Here is a 19,693-nt window from a genome sequence, read left to right on the forward strand (position 1 = left end):
TAGCCAGAAAGCAGCAGCGTTCATGAAACCGAGTATCTCTTTCAATACTAGACAAGACATTAATTCGTTATCTGCGCCTTCGTCTTTTAATTCGCCTATTAATCAACCCACTACGACTGCTAAAGCATCTCAGGCACAGCCAACATCTCTACTCAATATTGAGTTTCCGCTGTTTGAGGAAGCTACTCAAACAGCATCTAGATTTTTAGATATTCCCATCTGTTTTGTCGGTATCTCGACTCAAAATACGTTGGTCTTGAAAGCAGCTGTCGGATTATCTCAATTGGGTTTGATGAATCCTTTAGCTAGGACGCGGCGACTCTCTTTGGAAGATAGCTTGATTAAAACGGTTTTACGCAAAAAACGTAGCCTAGCTGTGTCTCGTATGACTGAAAATGCTCCTTATGTCCAGTCTTGTCTGGTGCGAGACTACGGCATTCAATCCTATTTAGGGATGCCTTTGCTGACATCTGATGGAGCCTGTATAGGATTATTGGCGGCAATGGATACCACTCCGCATAAGTTTTCGGCGGAGGCGATCGCCTTTATGGAACTGCTCGCCCGTTGGAGTGTTAGTGAATATGAGCGATGTCAGCTTGCGCGGGCATTATCATCGCCGTCGGCACTGTCTGAATTGAAATCGGATGACGGCAAAAATTCTTTGCTGGATACCGTACGGCTCACGCTAATGAGTCAGCTTACTCAAGATATGCGTAATCCCCTGACGACTATCGTCGGCATGGCTAGTATGCTCAGCCGCGAAGTGTACGGTCCGCTGACTCCCAAACAGCGGGAATATGCGGACATCGTTCGTGACAGCAGTCAGGTTCTGTTGGAATCCGCTAACGAGGTGCTCGAACTAAGTGCCTTAGATGCTTGCATTCAGCCTTTACAGCCAACTTCCGTTGATATCGATGTTGTTGGTCAGCAGGTCCGACAAACATTGGCGCCTGTCTTGCACAGCAACCGCCAATCAGTTCAAGTGACTGTGGAACCTGGTTCACGGCTCTGGACGTTGGATCGAGACGTGATTCGCCAGATGCTGTACCACCTACTCTTGAGTATTGCGCGGCTGTCTGGTGAAGGGGGGACCCTGCGAGTTCATAGCTCTGAACGAGACACCAATCTTCACATCAGCATTCGGATGACTCATCCGTGGCTAGGAGAGGGATTGCACAATGCTGTAGTGGCGCTGTATCGCCGTTTGGACAACACGGAAGAAGAAGCTAAAGTCCTGTCGATGCTGCTAGCGCGGGTAACCGGACGAACTCCCGATGTGTCTCCCGAGCCAGATCAGGCTAAGACTTTCAAAACGCGCCGTGAGGTCATCGAGTCACGGGAAACGCTGTCTTTGCTGCTAGGTCGTTATCTTATTGAGCGTCATGATGGGACATTAGCGCTCCAAGGAAATACTGAGTCAGGCTATCGTTTCTCCATCATGTTGCCATTCTTAGGCGAGGCGACTCCCAGCTGGACATAAGGGAAATATAGTCTGCTTCTACGGACAGGAGAAGATAAAAGGATGGAGGCAAGAGGGATGAATGGTTGCCTCGTGTTGTGGGAAGAAGGGCTGCAACCCTGAGCGGGCAGGTGAATTAATCCTTGAGAACGTATCCAACACCTCGTACCGTTTGAATGAGCCGCTTTTCTCCTTCCGCTTCTAGTTTCAGCCGTAGGTAGCGAATATAAACCTCAATAATGTTGGAATCTCCCATGAAATCGTAACCCCACACTTCTTCGAGAATGCGATCGCGGGTCAAGACTTGACGGGGATGATTCATCAAATAATCTAGCAAATCAAACTCTTTAGCCGTTAGTTCAATACTGCGATCGCCGCGTTTGATTTCGCGCGTTTTCCGATTCAGAACAAGGTTTTGAAACTGAAGCGTATCAATTTCTTGCGGTTGATTGCGTCGGAGGTGAGCCCGAACCCTGGCCAATAGCTCTTCAATACTGAAGGGTTTGACTACGTAGTCATCAGCACCAGCGTCTAACCCGGCAACCCGATCAGCAACGTCGTCTTTGGCCGTCATCAAGATGATGGGTTCTTTGAAGCCCGTAGCCCGTAGGCGGCGACACACTTCGACTCCACTGAGTCCGGGCATCATCCAGTCCAGTAATACCAAATTGGGTTCTGCGTCGCGAGCGGCCATGAGACCCGATAAACCATCGTTAGCGACTGTGACGTCGTAATCTTCGTAGCCAAGCTCCATCTCGACAAACTTGGCGAGTTTCTCCTCATCCTCAATGAGTAGAATTTTGGGCTTCATAGGTTACGCTCCTTGACAGATAGGTAGTTTAACAGTGAAGGTACTGCCTTCTCCAAGTTTGGATTGAACACTGATGCTTCCTTGCATTTGACCCAAAAGGGATTTAACGATCGCCAATCCTAAGCCTGTGCCGCCCGTCATGCGGCAACGATCCACATCGACGCGATAGAACGGCTCGAAGATTTCCGATTGGTCAGCTAGAGGAATGCCGCGTCCTCGATCATGAACTTTCACCCAAGCTTGTTTGTCTTGCTGGAAGAGGCTCACAGTGACCTTCTCTTCGGGGGATGAATAGTTGAGGGCATTGTCGATGAGGTTGACCAGCACCTGCCGCATAGCGCTGGCATCGGCCCGCACCCAAATCGGCGCGTTTTTGATATCTGCTTCGACCCGATCACCTGTTGTGTCAGCCATTGCAACTGCTTCCAAAACCACAGATTTAAGATCCAATCGTTCGCCTGACAAATGGAGATGTCCCATACTAGCGCGGGCAAGAACTAACAGGTCATTTAATATCTGAATTGTGCGGTCTGTTTCTGATGCGGCTGTCTCCAGGCCATCGCGCTGAGGGGCCGTCAGCGTTTGGCATCGTCTCAACGTGCTCTGCAAATACCCTTGTACGAGGGTAAGCGGCGTTCGTAACTCATGGGAAACATCGCCCACTAGGCGTCGCTGCTGTTCCCACGATTGAGCTAGGCGCTCCAAAGTGTGGTCAAGCGCCCGAGCCAGTTCTTTGACTTCGGTGGGGGCTTTGTCTAATTCCAAGCGGGTTGCAGTAAGTGAATCTGCTGTCACACCCATCACCTCTGTACTGAGAGATTTGATGGGCTGGAGCGATCGCTGGACGTAGAGAGCAATTAATCCAGCAAGCAATAATACAGTGCTGCTACTGATGATGACTAGGCTACGAGTCATCGTCCGATAGGTTTTCTGATTCTGGCTGATGTCTTCTACGATGAATAAAGTTCCTAATGGGCTGCCATTGATTTCTAGCGGACCGATACAAATGGCTAGGAAGCGGTCATTAACTGAAACAACCTCTAAGCGATTATGAGTCGGCAGCGCTTGCAAATAGCTCGTCAGGCCTGATTCTTGCCATGACCCCATCGACAGCGTTTCTGATGCCGCAAACGTCCCGTTCTCAGTAGTTACCCAGATGGCCGTGTCGCCCATTGCCCGCAAGTCGATGACCTTCTGCACCGCTTCTTGGGTCGTCATCATATCCTCGTAGAGCTTGACATCCTCCTCAAACTCCTGAGACAGCGTCAAGATTGCTTCTTCGTGCCCGGTCAAGAATGCTTGGTGCATACGCCAGCTTAGCCAGCCTGCTATGCCACTGATGCCTACGGCGGATGCAATGACAACACCTGCGGTTAGTCGAAATCGAATGGAATTAAAATCTGGCGTTCGCAAAAAAGTTGGAAATCGACGTTGCAACCAAGCCATAAATCGTTAAAGATGAACTGGTTTCAAAGGTAACAAGGGATTCTGAGAAACTGCTGATTTTTGCCTTCAGGAATCTCATCTAATCCTCTCAGGAAAGATTCAGGTCAGTTGCGTTCAATAGAGCTGTTGCCGAGAAGTTCAATTCTCGACTGGGCTGTCATTCTTAAAGGAGATTGTTACCCAGAAACGTTTTTCCACTCATAGTTCAAAAGTTCTGAGACGACATGGTTCTATCTTTCGAAAGCATTCAAGACACCTCAGCCGTTCGCTCATTCGAATCAGCCTTAGGCCAACCGTTGACCAAGCAAATGATTCGTGTTTTACAGATTAATCTAGGGCGTCGCTGCAACCTGGCCTGCACGCATTGTCACGTAGAGGCCGGACCTCATCGTACAGAGGAGTTATCTGATGCGGTGTTAGAGCAGCTTTTGCAGGTGATTGAGCGCTTTCCACAGATCCAAACGGTGGATTTAACGGGAGGCGCACCTGAGATGAACTACGGTTTTCGACCCTTAGTTGAAAAGGCGAGATCGCATCAAAAAGAGGTGATAGTCCGTTCTAACCTGACCATCTTCTTCGAATCAGGATTTGAGGACTTGCCCGAATATTTTGCTCAACATCAGGTGCGTGTCGTGGCGTCCCTTCCCTGCTATTTACAAGACAATGTTGATAAGATGCGGGGCCAAGGCGTTTACGATGCCTCAATCCGCGCTCTTCAACGGTTAAATGACGTGGGGTATGGACACAATCCTAATTTGATGTTGGATTTGGTCTATAATCCTCCGGTTCCAACAGACGAGAACTTCAAACTGACACCAAGTCAGGCAGGATTAGAAGTGGACTATAAGCAGTATCTAAAAACGCAATTTGATATCTCGTTTGACCACCTTTTAACAATTACCAATTTGCCGATTGGTCGGACGCGCTTTCAACTAGAGCATCGGGGATTGCTCCAGTCCTACACACGCTTTTTAGCAAGCCACCACAATTCAAGTACAGTTGCTGGATTGATGTGTCGTAATGAACTGTCAATCGACTACAAGGGCAACGTGTATGACTGTGATTTCAACCAGATGGCTGAAGTCCCGGCTCAAACGCCTGATGGCACTCCTGTCACTGTTCAAACGCTTCTTGAGGCAGGGACTTTAGAGGTTATTCAAACGATTCAAACTCGGCCTTACTGTTACGGCTGTACTGCGGGTAGTGGCTCTAGCTGCGGTGGAGCGTTGACTTAGCAGTTAGGACTGGCTGTCGATTCTCGCTGTTTCACCCCCTTTGACCGTTGCTCTTTATCTAGGACAAACCCATGACCTTTCTGCTTGCCCATATTCCCTTAAGCTTAAAGCGACGGTCTTACCGTTGGATGAGATTGAGCGTATTGACAATGATTGCCATGTGGTTTTTACCCATGCTGCCTGCCTTAGCACAAGACACTGCTGGACAGGCTAGTCAGGGCTTCTTTGGTCAAATTCAAGGCTTTTTTGGTCAGATTCAAACTGGGTTGGTGGCTACGCTGGCCTGGATTAATGGGTTGGGACCGATCGCCCCTATTGCCTTCATCATTCTCTACGTCATCATCACGGTGTCGTTGCTGCCTGCCTCGGTCATAACGCTGGGCGCTGGTTTCGTATTTGGTGTTGTCAAAGGCTCTCTGCTGGTTTTTCTGGGAGCCATGCTAGGGGCGACGGCAGCTTTCCTCATTGGGCGTTATCTAGCGAGGGATTGGGTCAGCCGGAAAATTGCTACTAATGACCGGTTTCAGGCGATTGACGGAGCGATCGCTCATGAAGGCCGCAAAATCATCTTCCTCATTCGCCTGTCGCCTGTCTTTCCGTTCAACCTCCTCAACTACGCTTTGGGACTTACCAACATTTCGCTCAAAGACTATATCCTAGGAACAACGGGGATTATTCCAGGAACCATCATGTATGTTTATCTGGGCTCGCTGGCAGGTAACTTGGCAACGCTAGGTGCAGGCGAGACACCCAGCAATCCTACGATTACTTGGATTATCCGTATCCTTGCTTTCCTTACAACGGTTGCCATTGTCGTGTACGTTACTTATGTGGCTCGCAAAGCCCTGAAAGCGTCGGCACCCAGTATTGCCGGTGACAGTAACGAGACTGTGAGGGAAGGGTAATCAGGGATAGCAGGCTGAACGGTCTCGAACTATAACTGTCACCCGTTCTATCGCCGTCGCCACTTCTGTTAGGACAAGACGGCGAGCCATCTGACTATGGACTCAACACCCGGATGCTATTAGGGACATAACCTAAATGGCTGACGCTATAGCTTCCAAATCCGCGACTTAAGCCGAACACGAGACTTAAAACCGAGAATTCAACATTAAACTGTTGCCTCTGATGTCTGATGTTTAAACCATTTACTGCCATGAGTACTGCGTTCCGGAAAGGCTATTTTTGGCTTTTCATACTCCTCGGCGTTGTTTTGGCTATCAGCATTCAGCATCTAGAGCTATTACTGAATCCTCAAGCCTTGTTCGAGGCGCTCTGTTCTCTCGGGATTTGGACGGTTCCTGTTTTTCTGATTGCTCACATTCTGGCAACAATGGTGGGTGTTCCAGGAACGCTATTAGTTATTGTTGGCGGTGCCAAGTTTGGACTGTGGTGGGGTTCGCTTTGGTCATTGATAGGGGCTACTGGCGGTGCGATCGCTGCCTTTTGGGTAGCCCGATATTTGTTGCAGAACTGGTTTCGCGATCGCTTCTCCAAACATCGGGTCTATCGCAACATTGACAAGGTGATGGATACTCACTCCTTCAACTGTGTTTTAGCGGTACGCTTCGCACCGTTGTCTCCCTTCAATCTGGTGAATTTTCTATTTGGCTTGACTTCGGTATCGGTCAGCGCCTACGCACTGGGAACCCTAGTCGGCATTGCTCCCGGTACAGTGGCTTACACCTGGATTGGCCTAGCGGGTCTAGAAGCCATTCGCGGAGAAGGCTTATGGCCCCTAACCCTAGCGTTAGGCTTTTTAGGGCTGTTATCGATAGTCCCCATCTATCTCCGCAACCGGTCAGTTAATAGCTAATAATGAAGACAGCAGCCAGCAGAATAGACCGACTCTTTTTTACCTTTTCTGAGACTCGGGGCAAACTCAGGATGCGTCTTTCTGCGTCTCATAAGTGCCGTATAGCCACTTCCAAGTCTGCATGAGACCTTCTTCTAACGACACTTGAGGCGACCAAGCCAGCAACTCACGGGCACGGTTGATGTCCAGAACATTGACCGGGGTATCGAAGGGGCGTCCCTCTTGATAAATCACTTTGATGTCTCGACCCGATACGGTCTGCAAAGCTTGAATGAGTTCATTCAAACTGAAGCCTGCTCCGGCTCCAATATTGAAAATTTTCTGCTCTGAAGTGACTTTTAGTACTTTGCAAAGAGCATCAACCACGTCAGTGATGTAAACGTAATCTCTAACGATTGAGCCGTCTCCCCAAATAGTGACAGGCTGGTTGTTCAGGACGCGATTTAGAAATCTGGGAATCACCCCCACTTTGCCTGTAGGGTTTTGTCCGGGACCGTAGGGATTAGCGACTCTTAAAATGGCGTAGTCCAGCTTATGCAGATAGTGAAAAAGGTGTAAGTATTTTTCGCAGGCTAATTTGGTAATGCCATAGGAGCAAATAGGGTCTGTTGCATGAGTTTCTGCAACAGGGATTCGGCTCGGAATGCCGTATATGGTGCCGCCGGACGAGGGAAAAATCACTTTTCGAACCCCCATTTCCACACACAACTCTAGTAAGCGCACCATTCCGACAACGTTAGAGTGAGCATCATAAGTCGGATCAGCGTTAGAGGTGCTGGGGGTCGTCGTGCTGACCATTTGATACACGATTTCAATACCTTCTAAGCTAGAACGCAGCAGCGTCTCGTCTAGAAAATCGCCTTGGATGTAGTTAACACAGTCATGAAGGAGCGATCGCAAAGGCCTCTTCCGGCTGAGAACGCGCACTTGATGTTGCTGCTGCACCAAAGCAGCAGTGAGCTGATGGCCGATAAAGCCCGTTCCGCCAATGACTAAAATCCTCATGCCGCCGCTGATCCTGAGAGCTAATGTATAAAGACAATCTTAAGAAGACATAGGGCAAGAATTCTTAGAAAAGAGTTTGTCAGGAAGAGGCCCGACAGAAGCACCCATAGGTTTCAATCTTGAGAGCCTGGGTTGAAGATAAAAGAATACGAAGGGATACCGTGGAGTTTAGCAGATTGCCTCTAAACACATTCAGCATAGATATCTTCTAGTGCATCGACGTATTGCTGAATGGTGGTCGGTCGTCGAGCCGCTTTAGAAAGGCTGGTCAAGAAGGTGCGATCGCTGGCCAGCCGTCGAATAGCGCCCGCCAACTCCGCAACGTTACCCAATTCAAATAGAAGACCGTTTTCTTCATGGGTGATGGCCTCTGCAATGCCGCCAACGTTGGTTCCAATCACGGGGCAAGCTGCTGCCTGAGCAGAATAGATAACCAAAGGTGTATTTTCATACCAAATAGACGGGACAATGAGTACATCCAACCCCGCCAGCACATTACCAATTTCAGCGTTGGGGAAGGTGCCCTTGAAATGAATGCGCGAATCATCCTGAGCAATATCCTTCAGCTTGGCAACGTAGTCAGGATAGTCGCTGAGTTTGCCATAGATATCCAGCGTGAGCTTGACATCTGGCAGGTGATTTTTTACTGCATCGACCAGCAGATGGGGGCCCTTATGCTCATACAGCGTGCCGATGTAGCCTACCCGTAGAGGCTCAAACTGGCCTTTGTTAAAGGTAGGTTGAATGTGTTCTAGGTTAAGACCATAGGGCAAATAGACGGTCCGCTCAGGCTCTAAGCCGTAGCGCTGTAGCGTAGATTTCATTAACCGAGTAGGTACCAACACTCGATTTAGCTTGTTCATGCGATCGCCCAGAAACTGCTGTCGTCTCATGACGGCCTGGGCCGGTTTGGTATACCAGCGTTCAGGTAGCCAATTAAACTTGACGGCCCAAAGAAATAGCTGCATTATCCAGTCCGGCGCTGCTCGAAGGCGCTTCTTCAGGGGTTCGGACTGACTAGATTCCATGATGTGGCGAATGCAGTTCAGGCTGTTGAGATTGGGGCCTTTACAGAGTGAGCCGTCAGGTAGCCGCAGCTGATTGGCTAAGCAAACCAACCAAAAATCAGTGGTGGTCATAACCCGAGGGACATTGGCGCGATCGCACGCATCAATAGTTGAAGCGGACAGCAGGCCCAAGTGAAACATATGGACGATGTCTGGCTGCCAGTCTTTAAGCACACCCTCAAACCAGTTACCCAAAAAGAGGCTGTTGTATTCCATCTCGTTGGGCACTGTTTGTCCAGCAAAGGGAACATAGCCGTGGTAAAACCGCAGTACTCGGATGCCGTCGTGGACGTACTCGTCGAATCGCTTCTCTGGAGGCAAGTCTTCGCCGCAGTGATACCCAGTCACTACGATCACCTCATGTCCCCGATGCATTAACTCCTTAGCGGTCAGGTAGGTGAGAATTTCGGTCCCTGACGAGTGATCAGGCAGGAATTGATGCACCGTTAAGACAATCTTCATCGCTGAGTTAGACTCCTCTGACCTCTTTTCCCTGCTGGTTTGCTTCATCTTTGGCTCCCCGATATTGCCCCATCACCGAGGCAAAACTCAATGCTGGAATCTTGAGCAACAATCGGAGTTTTTCAAACAGACGGCGCTCGTGGGCTATGACGTAACGCCAATCACTTAAGGTCGCCTGCACAATAGAATTTACAACATGCTTGGCAGAAGGCACACATCTGAGGCCAAATAGCTCGTAAAGTTTGCGATGACAGGCGTATGTGCGTTTATATTCATAGGCCAGGGAGCGATCGTGAGAATGAACCACCTGAGCAGTGGGCTGATAGACAACTGTCCAATCATTGAGGAGTGCTCGACGACACCACTCGATATCTTCGCCAAAGGAATTCTTCTCGAACGGTAAGCCTTCCCACGCACGTTTTGAGACCGCTGAACAGACGTTGTCAAAGTTGCAGAACAAATACTTTTCCATCGGATTCATCACATCATAGTCAGCTCTGTTTGCTAAGTGACGAACCTCAATCTGCGATCGCCCTGTCAACCACCCATTCAGGTTTCGTTGAGTAATGACATCTGCCTCAGGCCGAGGAAATTGACGGGCATAAACGCCTGCTACGTTATCAGCAGCTCTGAAACCCGCAACTAAGTTGTCAATCAAATAGCGATCGGCAGGAACAGCATCTTGGGTCATTAACACAATGATTTCACCTGATGCCAGACCAATACCGAAATTGCGAGTTAGGCCATGATTAAAGGTACGCGGATCAATGTCGTGCACCTTGGCTCCGTAGTACCGGGCATAGTCTGCCGTTTTGTCCGAGGATCCGGAATCAACGACGAGAAGTTCCACATTGCCGGGATAAATCTGCTTTTCTAGCTTTTGCAAAACCTCTTCAAACAGATCGCCTCCGTCCTTAGTCGGAATGACAATTGAGACATCAGGATACTGCTTTGGGTGCTGCTCACTCATGTCGATTCGTTGAATCCTCTTTTGCTAGTCTCTATACAGACACAAACAGCATGATGGTCTGAAAGTACGGGCACAGCTAACATGACGCTGTATAAGGTTTGAACGTTGCCCAAAAATCCCAATTATTGTCCCATACAACAGAGATAATTCAGCCGAAATCAGCTAAGAGACCAGAATTTGCTGTTACCAAGGGCAACGCACCACCAATTCTATCGAAGCGACCAATCAAAATCCCAGCTCATAAACTATTTTTACTAGAAATCGAATGATTTCTAATTTATTCCGGGCTGAAAATTTAATTCTAAATCGCTGAAAAAGTTTAAAGGCTATTGATTAAGAAATTGAATAGGCATTATCTAACAGGTTGCTTGATTATCCACAAGCTGGCTCCTCTAGCTCCACCTAAATTATTCGTGATCTGCCAAATAGGTAGATGCTGACATCGATTCTGTAAAACTTGCTCGTATTCTTGACTAAGCCAATAGTTCATCAATTGCACTATGTAGCCTGATGGATTAGCTAATAGAGCCGCCACAATGTATTGTTCATTCCATTGAATACCAATATCTTTTAACCAGCTTTCAGGGTACTCATAGGGTAAGAAAATGTCGTGCCAATGAATCCAAACACCAGGGGCAAGACGGGGCAATATCTCAAACACAATAAAGTTGACGTCAGCACCCAATTTCACCATATGGCTGGTGTCGATAAACAAGAAATCTCCTGCCTGAAGATGCTCAAACAAGCTTAAGTTTGTCTCCTCAATAACTTGAGTGAGAAGTGTTAACTGGGCATCCTTTTGTGTCAGAGCTGGGATGGGATAGGGTTCGATGCAGGTAATATCTAGACTGTGTTGATACTGCTTTGCCTGCAACGCTAATAGTGTCGAAAAGCCTGAGCCAATTTCAATCACCCGTCGGGGTTGTTTGGCACGAAGTAAGCCGTAATAAGCGATCGCATCCAACGGCGGAAACATCGGATTGTTCCAATAAAACTCCGCCTGTTCCGACTCAGCAGGAATATTCTGTAGTTCGGGAATGTATTCCAACAGTGATTCCAATAGTTGCCACTGATGAGCACCCAGGGTGTGTTTCAGCGCTGTGTGATAAGACGGCTGGCGCTGATAAATCCTTTGGCCTTCCTCCAAGCTTGTAATTGGCGAATAGAAATGAGTTGTGGATAGGTGAAAGCCGTATTGCTCAAAGATTTTCTGCACATCTGTCTGCACAAAGGCACCTCCGTTAAGGTGCCGCTCTCTAATGATTCGTAAGAGATGTTCAAGTTGCTGGTCCAGCATGATCAGAAGTCCCGGTTTCCCAAAACCAAACAGAGTTATAAATGCCTAAGAGGTTGAGAGGATTGCATTGAGCAACCGGATCGTTCCACCGATACCTGATCAAGGCACCCTTAGGACGGTGACGCGAATCTACCCTCCCTCAAACCATAAAGCAGGAAGTGTACCAGTGGATTCAATCCCGAAGTGGCTACATCGGGATATTGCTCTAAGTAATACGCCGTATTGAAGTGGGGAGACGGATTACGTAACTCTGCTGCACCATGCATGAAGTAGTGCTCTAAAGGATTTAGCGATGTCTCTGTCACATCTGGATATTCCCGTAGATAGTAAACCGTATCGAAGAAGGGATTTGGATTACGTCCTTCCGCAACACCGTGATGGATATAGTGAAACACGGGATCTAGTTCACTGGAGAGAACATCAGGATTTTGTTTTCGATAGTAATCGACATTAAAAAGCGGGTATTGGAAAGCTGGATTGCTTCGGTATGGTGGAGGTTGCTGACCTCGTATCTTTTTCCATTTCTGGCGCAGTTTATGTAACGCTTTCTTGGGCGGAGATATGGTTTCGGCGACAATCGGCAGCCAAGACCTCAACCCGGCAATATGTTGTTTCTGGCTATTGATGATTTGACGCAGCGTTCCAATCTCATGGTGGAGTAGTTCGTGCTCAGCCTTAATGGTGCTCACTTGGCTGCGCAATAGTTCTCGATCTGCCTCAATATTAGAGATCTGCCCTCGCAGGAGTTCCCGCTCTGCTTCAATGGTGGCAATCTTGTTCCGTAGGAGTTCTCGCTCCGCTTCAACGGTTGTGAACTTGTTGTAAAGCAGCTCTTGCTCTGTTTGAATAGTGCTAACCTTGTCGCGCAACAGCTCACATTCGGCTGTTACGGTACTAACTTCATCCTGTAGGAGTTCCCGCTCGGTCTCAGCGGCACTGACTTGATCAGAAAGTAGCTGACGCTCAATCTCAATCGTATTGACCTTGCTGTGTAGAACCTCCCGTTCAGCCTCAATCGTACTGACCTTGTTGTGCAAAACCTCCCGTTCGGCCTCGATCGTACTGGCCTGATTTCGTAGGAGTTCTCGTTCAGCTTCAATCGTTTTGATGTCTTCGCGTAAGAGTTCTCGCTCTGCCTCAATGGTGTTGACTTGGCTACGCAGCAGTTCTCGTTCAGCCTCAATGGTACTGACTTGATTCTGCAAAACCTCTCGTTCAGCCTGTATTGATAGGAGTTGTCCCTCTAGTTCAGCTACTGAGGCTTGCAAATCAGCCGTCCACTGACGATAAACGTGCAGTTCGGCTGCTGTGTTCATGCGAATATTGGCTTGTTCACGAGAGTGCTGACGATATTCCAAAATAGGATGCGGAACTCGTTCAGCTTGCCAGCCTTGGGACACAATTCGCCGAAATAGGTCGTAATCTTCAGGACGGTTTTCTTTATCGAGATAGCCACCTGCCTGGTCAAAAGCTTGTCGGCGGAACATCGAAGAACCGTGAATGAAGTTGCCTTCTTCTAAAAGCTGGCGACGGCTAGTCTCATCAAAGTCAGGGAACTGAATGGTATAAAACGAATTTAGCTTGATGGGTCCCCGTCGTTCAGGAGGAAACTGGTCAAAAATGATGGATGCTCGTTGCCCAAATAGAGCAAAGTCGCTATAAGCGATCGCCACCTCTTCTTTTCCATCTAGCACGGCTGCTGTACGTTCGATGAAATCACTGCGAAATCGGTTGTCTGCGCCCAAGAACACTACATAGTCTCCAGACACCAACTCAATAGCCTTATTGAAGTGGCTGACAATACCTAGATTTGTCTCATTTCGGTTCGTTCGGATCAAGTCTGGGTATCGACGGCGATAGAACTCAGCAATCTCTGGAGTATGGTCAGTGGAAGCATCATCTGAGATCAATATTTCATCTGGCAGGCGAATCTGACGCAGCACAGACTCAACTGCCTCTGCTAGGTAGGAGCCATAGTTATAGGACGCAATAATGACGGAAATCTTGCTAGTAAATAGCTTCGTTTCGTCAGTAACGGTGATTCGCGGTAGCGCGTATGGATTACTTTTATGTCCCTGGTCGCAAGAGACTGCGCCTGCAAAGTAAGGCTTGACCTGCTCCAACACGGCTTCGTTGTAGCGACCGTGAGGATAGGCAAACCACCGAAAACCTTTTGGATCTAGCCCTGATAATACTTCTGGTATCTGAAGCTCTGCATCAACGGCTTCGGGTGAAAGTTGCGTTAAGTCGGCATGTGAGCGCGTATGCCATTGTAGGCGTCCACCCATCTCAACAAGCTGAGCTAATTCCTCACTGGAGGTGAAATCCGCAAGGGGTTCACAAGTGTCAAATGCGTTGTCACCGCCGACGTAATCGCTAGTCAAAAAGAGTTCGAATGGGTAGCCAAACTTTTGCAAAATCGGTGCGGCATACATCAGAACGTTCCGATAGATGCCGTCAAACGTAATCACTACCTGTTTAGAATCGGTCGGGTCGTAGTCATCTAGATAAACAACCTTGGACGCCTGAAGGGCTAACATCTGTCGGTAGAAGTTGTCCACCGAAACCCACCACATCGTCGGAGTTTCTAAATGGACTTTGTGATACATCAGAATACTCATTTGACGTACACCTCTATGCGCTGATGATATTCCCGATATTCAAATAAGTATTCCGAAACAGTCAGGAACGGAAATCGATACTCGTACCATTCATTGATATGAGAGGTCAGGAGAACGCCACCCTCTTGCAGCAGACTGTCAACAATATCAAAGACAAGTAATCCTGATTTACCAATGTATTGCGAATACAGCACCCCATTAATAATAATCAAATCGAATGGTTCCAACTGAAGTGTTGGCAGATCAAAAATAGAGCCTTGAAGAAATTCGAGCGATCGCGACGAATGTGATTCTACGAAACGGTTAGCCTGGTCAACTGCATTGTGAGAAATGTCAACCCCAATAATGCGATCGCCCGGAAGTTCTCGCGTTACGAAGCCATGACCACAACCAATATCTAGAACACGCGAATAGTCTCTCTTTGGTAGCTCACTTAGAATGACGCTCTTGCGCTTAGCATCATCTGGAGTTGTTTCAAAGTCCCAGGGATCGTCGTCTTCGTAAAATTTTTCCAATTCATCTAACGGTTGGAGCATTGTCAATTGTTTTTTATTTTCTTTTGGATAAAGCTTGACGATGAAACGCTAGGGTTTAGAAACTGCATAGTCCTGGTTTTTGTCTGACAAAGACCGGGCCAACTCACAATCGATTTCCGGCCAGTATTGGCACCAAATCTGTCTCTGAGGGGGGTTCAGGCATTTGATAACGCTAGCACAGTCAACCCAATCATAGTAAGTTGTCGTCAAGATAGAATCTGCAATAAGGACAGTTAAGGTATAGTCCCCACCCCGAAGGCGATTTTGAAAACGAAAATCTATCCAGAAAAGTTCTCCATCTTGAAGGTCTTTAATATTGATATTTTGATAGTAACTATTGCTACCTAGCACTTCTATCTGCTTGATGTCCTTGACGTAGAAGCCAATCACTGCCTCCGGTAAAGTGCGTTGTGCTTCACAAATAACTCGTACCGTAACGTAGGTGCCAAATGGAACTTGTCCAACGGGGGATTGATCATCATCCATCACAATGATGTTCTTAATGCGGACACTACCTTCCCCATGACGTAGAGAAGCTACGCGAGTTTCAAAATCTTTAAACTGGGCTGTTGATATACCTAAACCCCGAAATGCGAGCGCATCGTAGTTCTTATATTCTTTGGTGTAAACCTCGACAGAACCATTTAATTCAGAGATTGAAGATGCTGACGGTACAGGTTCAATGGTTGGTGGCGGTGGCGCGTCCCCAAACATACTGGATTCTTCAAAGGCATCTTTGATGTATTGATCAACGATTGGACCACTTTCTCCAATCGCTCTGACCCGTCCTTGATCCAGATAGACCGTTCTTTGGCATAGGCTTTTGATGGCGATTGGATCGTGGCTGACAAACAAGATCGTTGTTCCGCTATCCATCATTGCTTTCATGCGAGTTGTGCATTTTGCCTGAAACACAATGTCTCCAACCGCTAAAGCCTCATCAACGATAAGAATTTCCGGCTCGATATAAACCGCTGCTGCAAAAGCAAGCCGCACATACATACCACTGGAGTAGGTTTTAACAGGCTGCTCCATGAACTCTTTGATGTTGGCGAACGTTGCAATCTCCTCAAAACGCGAATCAATCTCCTCGCGGGAGAGCCCCATGATTGCTCCATTCATGTAGACATTCTCCCGACCAGTAAATTCGGGATTGAATCCTGCACCGAGTTCCAATAAAGCTGAGACCCGTCCATTAACCCTGACCGTGCCTTCCGTCGGTTGTAACGTGCCGCAGATTAATTGCAGAAGAGTGGACTTACCAGCTCCGTTACGGCCCACAATACCGATTGTTTCTCCAGGAGAAATGTCTAATGAAACATCCTTTAAAGCCCAAAATTCTTCAGCATGCTTCCGCCGAGGAAAAATAATTTCTTTGAGACGATCAACAGGTTTTTCATACCGCTTGAAGCACTTAGAAGCTCCTTGCAGAGAGATCACAGTGTCTTGTTGTTTCATTCCATCGAAATTACATTAACGGCAAGTTATCAGTAACGGTCTTTTGCGCCAGCTATGTACTTACAGCACATCCGCAAAGGCAGGACGGAGCTTCTGGTAGCATCCATATCCAATTAGAAAGATAGCAGCCGAAATTCCAGTAGCAATACCCCACTCAGTCCAGTGTGTGATCTCTCCCACCAGAATAATATCTCGATACAGCTCACTAATCGCAGTCAGTGGATTGACCCAAAATACCCACCATTCAAATCCTGGCGGAACCATTGACGCAGGATAGATAATTGGGGTTGCATAGAACCACAGGTTAAGTACGACGCCCAAAGTCTGAGGCGTATCTCTAATAAAGACTGTCAGTGCCGCTGTGAGAAAGCCAATTCCTGCTGTCAATAAGAATTGAGGTACCCAAACGACGGGGAGTAGCCATAGCGATGCGCTAATAGTGCCTTTGAGAAAGGCCACAAACGTAATCAATAAAACTATTCCAAAGGTGCTGTCCATAAAAGCTGAAATAGTTGGGACTAAAGGTAAGAGAGTCAGTGGAAAAACGACTTTTTTAACCAGATTAGTCTGACTTACCACGGTGCCTGCAGCTCCCATGACCCCGGTGCTGAATGCAAGCCAGGGAATGAGACCCGCAAATAGCCATAGCCCAAAGACAAGAGTATTCTCTTCGGGCATTCCTCTGAGGCTGAGCTTGACCTTAAGGACGATTGAAAAAATATAGGTATAAATTAGAAGCTGACTGAGTTGGTTCAGTAGGGGCCAAAGGTTCCCCAAAATGGAGCCTTTGTACTTCGCCTCCATATCTCTCTGTACCAGCGTCTTGAGTAATGATAGATTGGCCCACTGAGAATTGCTCAGCGGTATCAAGCGCTTCAGCCGTCTTATCCAAGGACGGGTTGTCCCTTTTAGGAAACTAACGAGGGGACGCAATACGTTTGTCATAGGCTGAATCATTGGCTGACGAGCACACTTAGCTCCCTATAGTATCTGTCTGAGGGACCTCTGCGAAATCCAAACTGCATACAGCAGTCATGCTCATTCAAGTACTCCAAATTACCGTTGTGAACTTATCGATCAGGACTTTAGGCATGACGACTTTGCCATAAGGGCGGTAATCTAGTCTTCGCCCGTTCGGTCAAATCGGTAGAATCATATAAAGCAATTGATGGAATAGACGTCGATGATCCCAACCGTTATTGAACAGTCTGGTCGCGGTGAACGCGCCTTTGACATTTACTCTCGTCTCTTACGAGAGCGCATCGTTTTCTTGGGGCAGGAGGTCACGGCTGATTCGGCAAACCTAATCGTGGCTCAAATGCTGTTTTTAGAAGCAGAAGACCCCGAGAAAGATATCTACCTCTACATCAACTCACCCGGAGGCTCTGTCTCGGCTGGGTTGGGTATTTTTGACACGATGAATCATATTCGTCCCGATGTCTGCACCATCTGTGTCGGCTTGGCAGCTAGCATGGGAGCTTTCTTGTTGACCGCAGGCAAGAAGGGTAAGCGAATGAGTCTGCCGAACTCGCGCATCATGATTCACCAGCCCTTGGGAGGCGCACAAGGACAGGCGACTGATATTGAAATTCAGGCGAAAGAGATTCTGTATTTAAAGGAACTGCTGAACAAGGCCTTGGCCGAAAATACTGGACAGCCGCTCGATAAGATTGTGGCTGATACTGAGCGTGACTTCTTCATGTCGCCTCACGACGCGATGGAGTATGGGTTGATCGATCAGGTCATCGATCGCCATTCAGTGGGCAGCCGTCCCACTCCTATTGGTTAACGATTAATCACGATTTTACGAGCGTGATGACAGTCAGCTCGGGGGGACAAAATAGTCGCCCCGGCAGATAGGTTCCCAAGCCTCGGTTGACATAAAGTTGATTGGTGCCTAATCGATGGAGTCCAGCTGCCCATTCCCAATGCTTGAAGACGCGATCGCAGTCTTTATTTAAAAAGGGAATGCGGCTCTTGATTGGCTGGGGCAACCAGGGTGATAGTTTCATTATCAAGCCTGGAGCCGTCCCGATGCCTGGCAATGCCACCTGTCCGCCATGGGTGTGACCGGATAGAACAAGGTCGGCCCGCTGTGATTGCAGCTCAGCGAACGTGTCAGGATTGTGTGCTAAGACAATTCTGGGCGTTTGTGGAGGGAGTCGAGTCAGCAAGCGGTCTGCGCAGTAGTCTCGGGACCGTAAATCTGCCAGTCCAACAAGTGGCAATTCATTGCCAAACGGGTAGGTTATCTCATTCCACAGAGGAGTGATGCCCGCTTTATCTAAGGCTTCTTGAATAGTTAGCCTCATGCTGACGTTTGCCGAATCATGATTGCCCAAAACGGCGTAAATTCCCTGTCGGCTCTTGAGCTGCCGTAGATAGGCCGTTAGCAGATAGATATCGCGAGTATTGCGGGTGATGTAGTCACCTGTCAGGACGATCAAATCGGGACGAATGGCATTGCATTGAGCGATCGCAGCTACTAGTAGTTCCTTAGACAAACTACGACCGTCAAAGTGGAAGTCTGTAAGCTGAACCAGTGTTGTGTCATGCAGCCCGAGCGGAAGATCCTTGATAGCGATCGCAATTCTCTCAGTCGTTAAAGGTCCCGTCAAAAGGGCATGCATCGCAAAAAAGGCATCACAGCAATTCAATTATCGCCAAAGGATAGCGCTCCTCCCTTGAGGCTTTGGTTAAATTTTCCTCAGCCAAAAACAATTTTGCTATTGACTAAGGTTTCATGGCTAGACATCCCGTCAACATTCAAGCTGTACCGCCCCTCCTCGAATTACCCATCGCGAAACACCAGTTGCTCTGACCGCTTAAGGACTCTTTTCGTATCGTCCTTAATTCAACTTGAAAGACTTGGTATGGAGTATGATCGATGGGTTATAGTCGTTAGACATTTGGCGGACGCTGCGCGCGATATGACTGAGCTTCCAAAAGCACCCGATAATTCACAGAAACAGTCCTCTGAACGTTCTATTAACCCAGTTGTAGAGGGTTTACAAACGCTCGGTCTCAGCATCGTTTTGGCTCTAGGGATCCGAACTTTCGTGGCGGAAGCCCGCTACATTCCGTCGGGTTCGATGGAGCCAACTTTGGAGATTAATGATCGCCTAGTCGTTGAAAAAATTAGTTATCACCTAAATCCACCTCAGCATGGCGATATCGTTGTCTTCTGGCCGCCAGACAATCTTTTCCCTGAAGGTAAGCGACGGGACGCTTTCATCAAACGCATCATTGGCTTACCGGGAGACACCGTCCAAGTCACCGATGGCACCGTTTTTGTCAACGGCGTTCCCCTCAGAGAGGATTACATTAAAGACGAACCCAACTATACGTTTGGACCTGAGACGGTGCCTCCCGAATCCTATTTGGTTTTGGGTGACAACCGTAATAGCAGCTACGACAGTCACTCTTGGGGTTTCGTCCCTGCAGAAAATATTATTGGCAGGGCTGTTGTGCGCTTTTGGCCGCCTAGTCGTGTGGGTGGATTGGACTAAT

At 48.0% G+C, this 19,693-nt stretch carries 17 protein-coding genes; 6 read left to right on the forward strand and 11 right to left on the reverse strand.

Annotation, left to right across the window (positions count from 1 at the left end):
- Window positions 1-22 precede the first annotated feature (22 nt).
- The gene (locus tag PN498_RS13495) at window positions 23-1,480 is read left to right on the forward strand and encodes a GAF domain-containing sensor histidine kinase (RefSeq protein ID WP_272063331.1); all 1,458 of its coding nucleotides are present in this window, start codon (window positions 23-25) and stop codon (window positions 1,478-1,480) included.
- A gap of 115 nt (window positions 1,481-1,595) precedes the next feature.
- Here PN498_RS13495 and PN498_RS13500 read toward each other — a convergent pair whose 3' ends face one another.
- Window positions 1,596-2,270 (reverse strand): response regulator transcription factor, encoded by a 675-nt coding sequence (locus tag PN498_RS13500; protein ID WP_272063332.1) that lies wholly within the window; start codon window positions 2,268-2,270, stop codon window positions 1,596-1,598.
- A gap of 3 nt (window positions 2,271-2,273) precedes the next feature.
- A complete protein-coding gene (locus PN498_RS13505; RefSeq protein ID WP_272063333.1) occupies window positions 2,274-3,716 on the reverse strand; it encodes a sensor histidine kinase in 1,443 nt (480 codons plus the stop codon).
- 224 nt (window positions 3,717-3,940) lie between these two features.
- Between PN498_RS13505 and arsS the strand changes: the two genes are divergently transcribed.
- The 3 genes from arsS (at window position 3,941) to PN498_RS13520 (ending at window position 6,767) form a co-directional block, all read left to right on the forward strand.
- Entirely contained in the window at window positions 3,941-4,951 is a 1,011-nt protein-coding gene (arsS, locus tag PN498_RS13510; protein WP_442951421.1) for an arsenosugar biosynthesis radical SAM (seleno)protein ArsS, read from the forward strand.
- A gap of 71 nt (window positions 4,952-5,022) precedes the next feature.
- Entirely contained in the window at window positions 5,023-5,856 is an 834-nt protein-coding gene (locus PN498_RS13515; protein ID WP_272063334.1) for a TVP38/TMEM64 family protein, read from the forward strand.
- Between the two features lie 251 nt (window positions 5,857-6,107).
- Window positions 6,108-6,767, forward strand: a complete 660-nt coding sequence (locus PN498_RS13520; RefSeq protein ID WP_272063335.1) for a TVP38/TMEM64 family protein — start codon at window positions 6,108-6,110, stop codon at window positions 6,765-6,767.
- 66 nt (window positions 6,768-6,833) lie between these two features.
- Here PN498_RS13520 and PN498_RS13525 read toward each other — a convergent pair whose 3' ends face one another.
- The 8 genes from PN498_RS13525 to PN498_RS13560 all read right to left on the reverse strand — a co-directional run bounded on the left by PN498_RS13525 (window position 6,834) and on the right by PN498_RS13560 (window position 17,128).
- Window positions 6,834-7,772 (reverse strand): NAD-dependent epimerase/dehydratase family protein, encoded by a 939-nt coding sequence (locus PN498_RS13525; protein WP_272063336.1) that lies wholly within the window; start codon window positions 7,770-7,772, stop codon window positions 6,834-6,836.
- Between the two features lie 182 nt (window positions 7,773-7,954).
- Complete coding sequence (locus PN498_RS13530) at window positions 7,955-9,301, reverse strand: glycosyltransferase family 4 protein (protein WP_272063337.1); 1,347 nt, start codon at window positions 9,299-9,301, stop codon at window positions 7,955-7,957.
- A gap of 7 nt (window positions 9,302-9,308) precedes the next feature.
- Window positions 9,309-10,271: a glycosyltransferase family 2 protein gene (locus PN498_RS13535; RefSeq protein ID WP_272063338.1), complete on the reverse strand. Its 963-nt coding sequence runs from the start codon at window positions 10,269-10,271 to the stop codon at window positions 9,309-9,311.
- Window positions 10,272-10,623: 352 nt separating this feature from the next.
- On the reverse strand, window positions 10,624-11,568 hold the full coding sequence (locus PN498_RS13540) for a class I SAM-dependent methyltransferase (RefSeq protein WP_272063339.1): 945 nt from the start codon (window positions 11,566-11,568) through the stop codon (window positions 10,624-10,626).
- A gap of 110 nt (window positions 11,569-11,678) precedes the next feature.
- A complete protein-coding gene (locus tag PN498_RS13545; protein WP_272063340.1) occupies window positions 11,679-14,189 on the reverse strand; it encodes a glycosyltransferase in 2,511 nt (836 codons plus the stop codon).
- A complete protein-coding gene (locus tag PN498_RS13550; RefSeq protein ID WP_272063341.1) occupies window positions 14,186-14,725 on the reverse strand; it encodes a class I SAM-dependent methyltransferase in 540 nt (179 codons plus the stop codon). Before PN498_RS13550 ends, PN498_RS13545 begins: the two co-directional genes overlap by 4 nt.
- Window positions 14,726-14,773: 48 nt before the next feature.
- Window positions 14,774-16,183: an ABC transporter ATP-binding protein gene (locus PN498_RS13555; RefSeq protein ID WP_272063342.1), complete on the reverse strand. Its 1,410-nt coding sequence runs from the start codon at window positions 16,181-16,183 to the stop codon at window positions 14,774-14,776.
- Window positions 16,184-16,243: 60 nt separating this feature from the next.
- The gene (locus PN498_RS13560; protein WP_272063343.1) at window positions 16,244-17,128 is read right to left on the reverse strand and encodes an ABC transporter permease; all 885 of its coding nucleotides are present in this window, start codon (window positions 17,126-17,128) and stop codon (window positions 16,244-16,246) included.
- A 238-nt stretch (window positions 17,129-17,366) separates the two neighbouring features.
- Here PN498_RS13560 and clpP point away from each other — a divergent pair, with 238 nt between their 5' ends.
- The gene (clpP, locus tag PN498_RS13565; RefSeq protein ID WP_272063344.1) at window positions 17,367-17,972 is read left to right on the forward strand and encodes an ATP-dependent Clp endopeptidase proteolytic subunit ClpP; all 606 of its coding nucleotides are present in this window, start codon (window positions 17,367-17,369) and stop codon (window positions 17,970-17,972) included.
- A 7-nt stretch (window positions 17,973-17,979) separates the two neighbouring features.
- On the opposite strand, the gene PN498_RS13570 is transcribed toward clpP, so the two are convergent.
- Window positions 17,980-18,813 carry a metallophosphoesterase gene (locus PN498_RS13570; protein WP_272063345.1) on the reverse strand — a complete coding sequence of 278 codons (834 nt, stop codon included), beginning with the start codon at window positions 18,811-18,813 and terminating at the stop codon, window positions 17,980-17,982.
- A gap of 300 nt (window positions 18,814-19,113) precedes the next feature.
- On the opposite strand from PN498_RS13570, the gene lepB reads away from it, so the two are divergent.
- Window positions 19,114-19,692: a signal peptidase I gene (gene lepB, locus PN498_RS13575; protein ID WP_272063346.1), complete on the forward strand. Its 579-nt coding sequence runs from the start codon at window positions 19,114-19,116 to the stop codon at window positions 19,690-19,692.
- The last annotated feature ends 1 nt before the right edge of the window (window position 19,693 follow it).

Origin of the sequence: Oscillatoria sp. CS-180, assembly GCF_028330965.1 — a bacterium.
GTDB lineage: Bacteria > Cyanobacteriota > Cyanobacteriia > Phormidesmidales > Phormidesmidaceae > Halomicronema.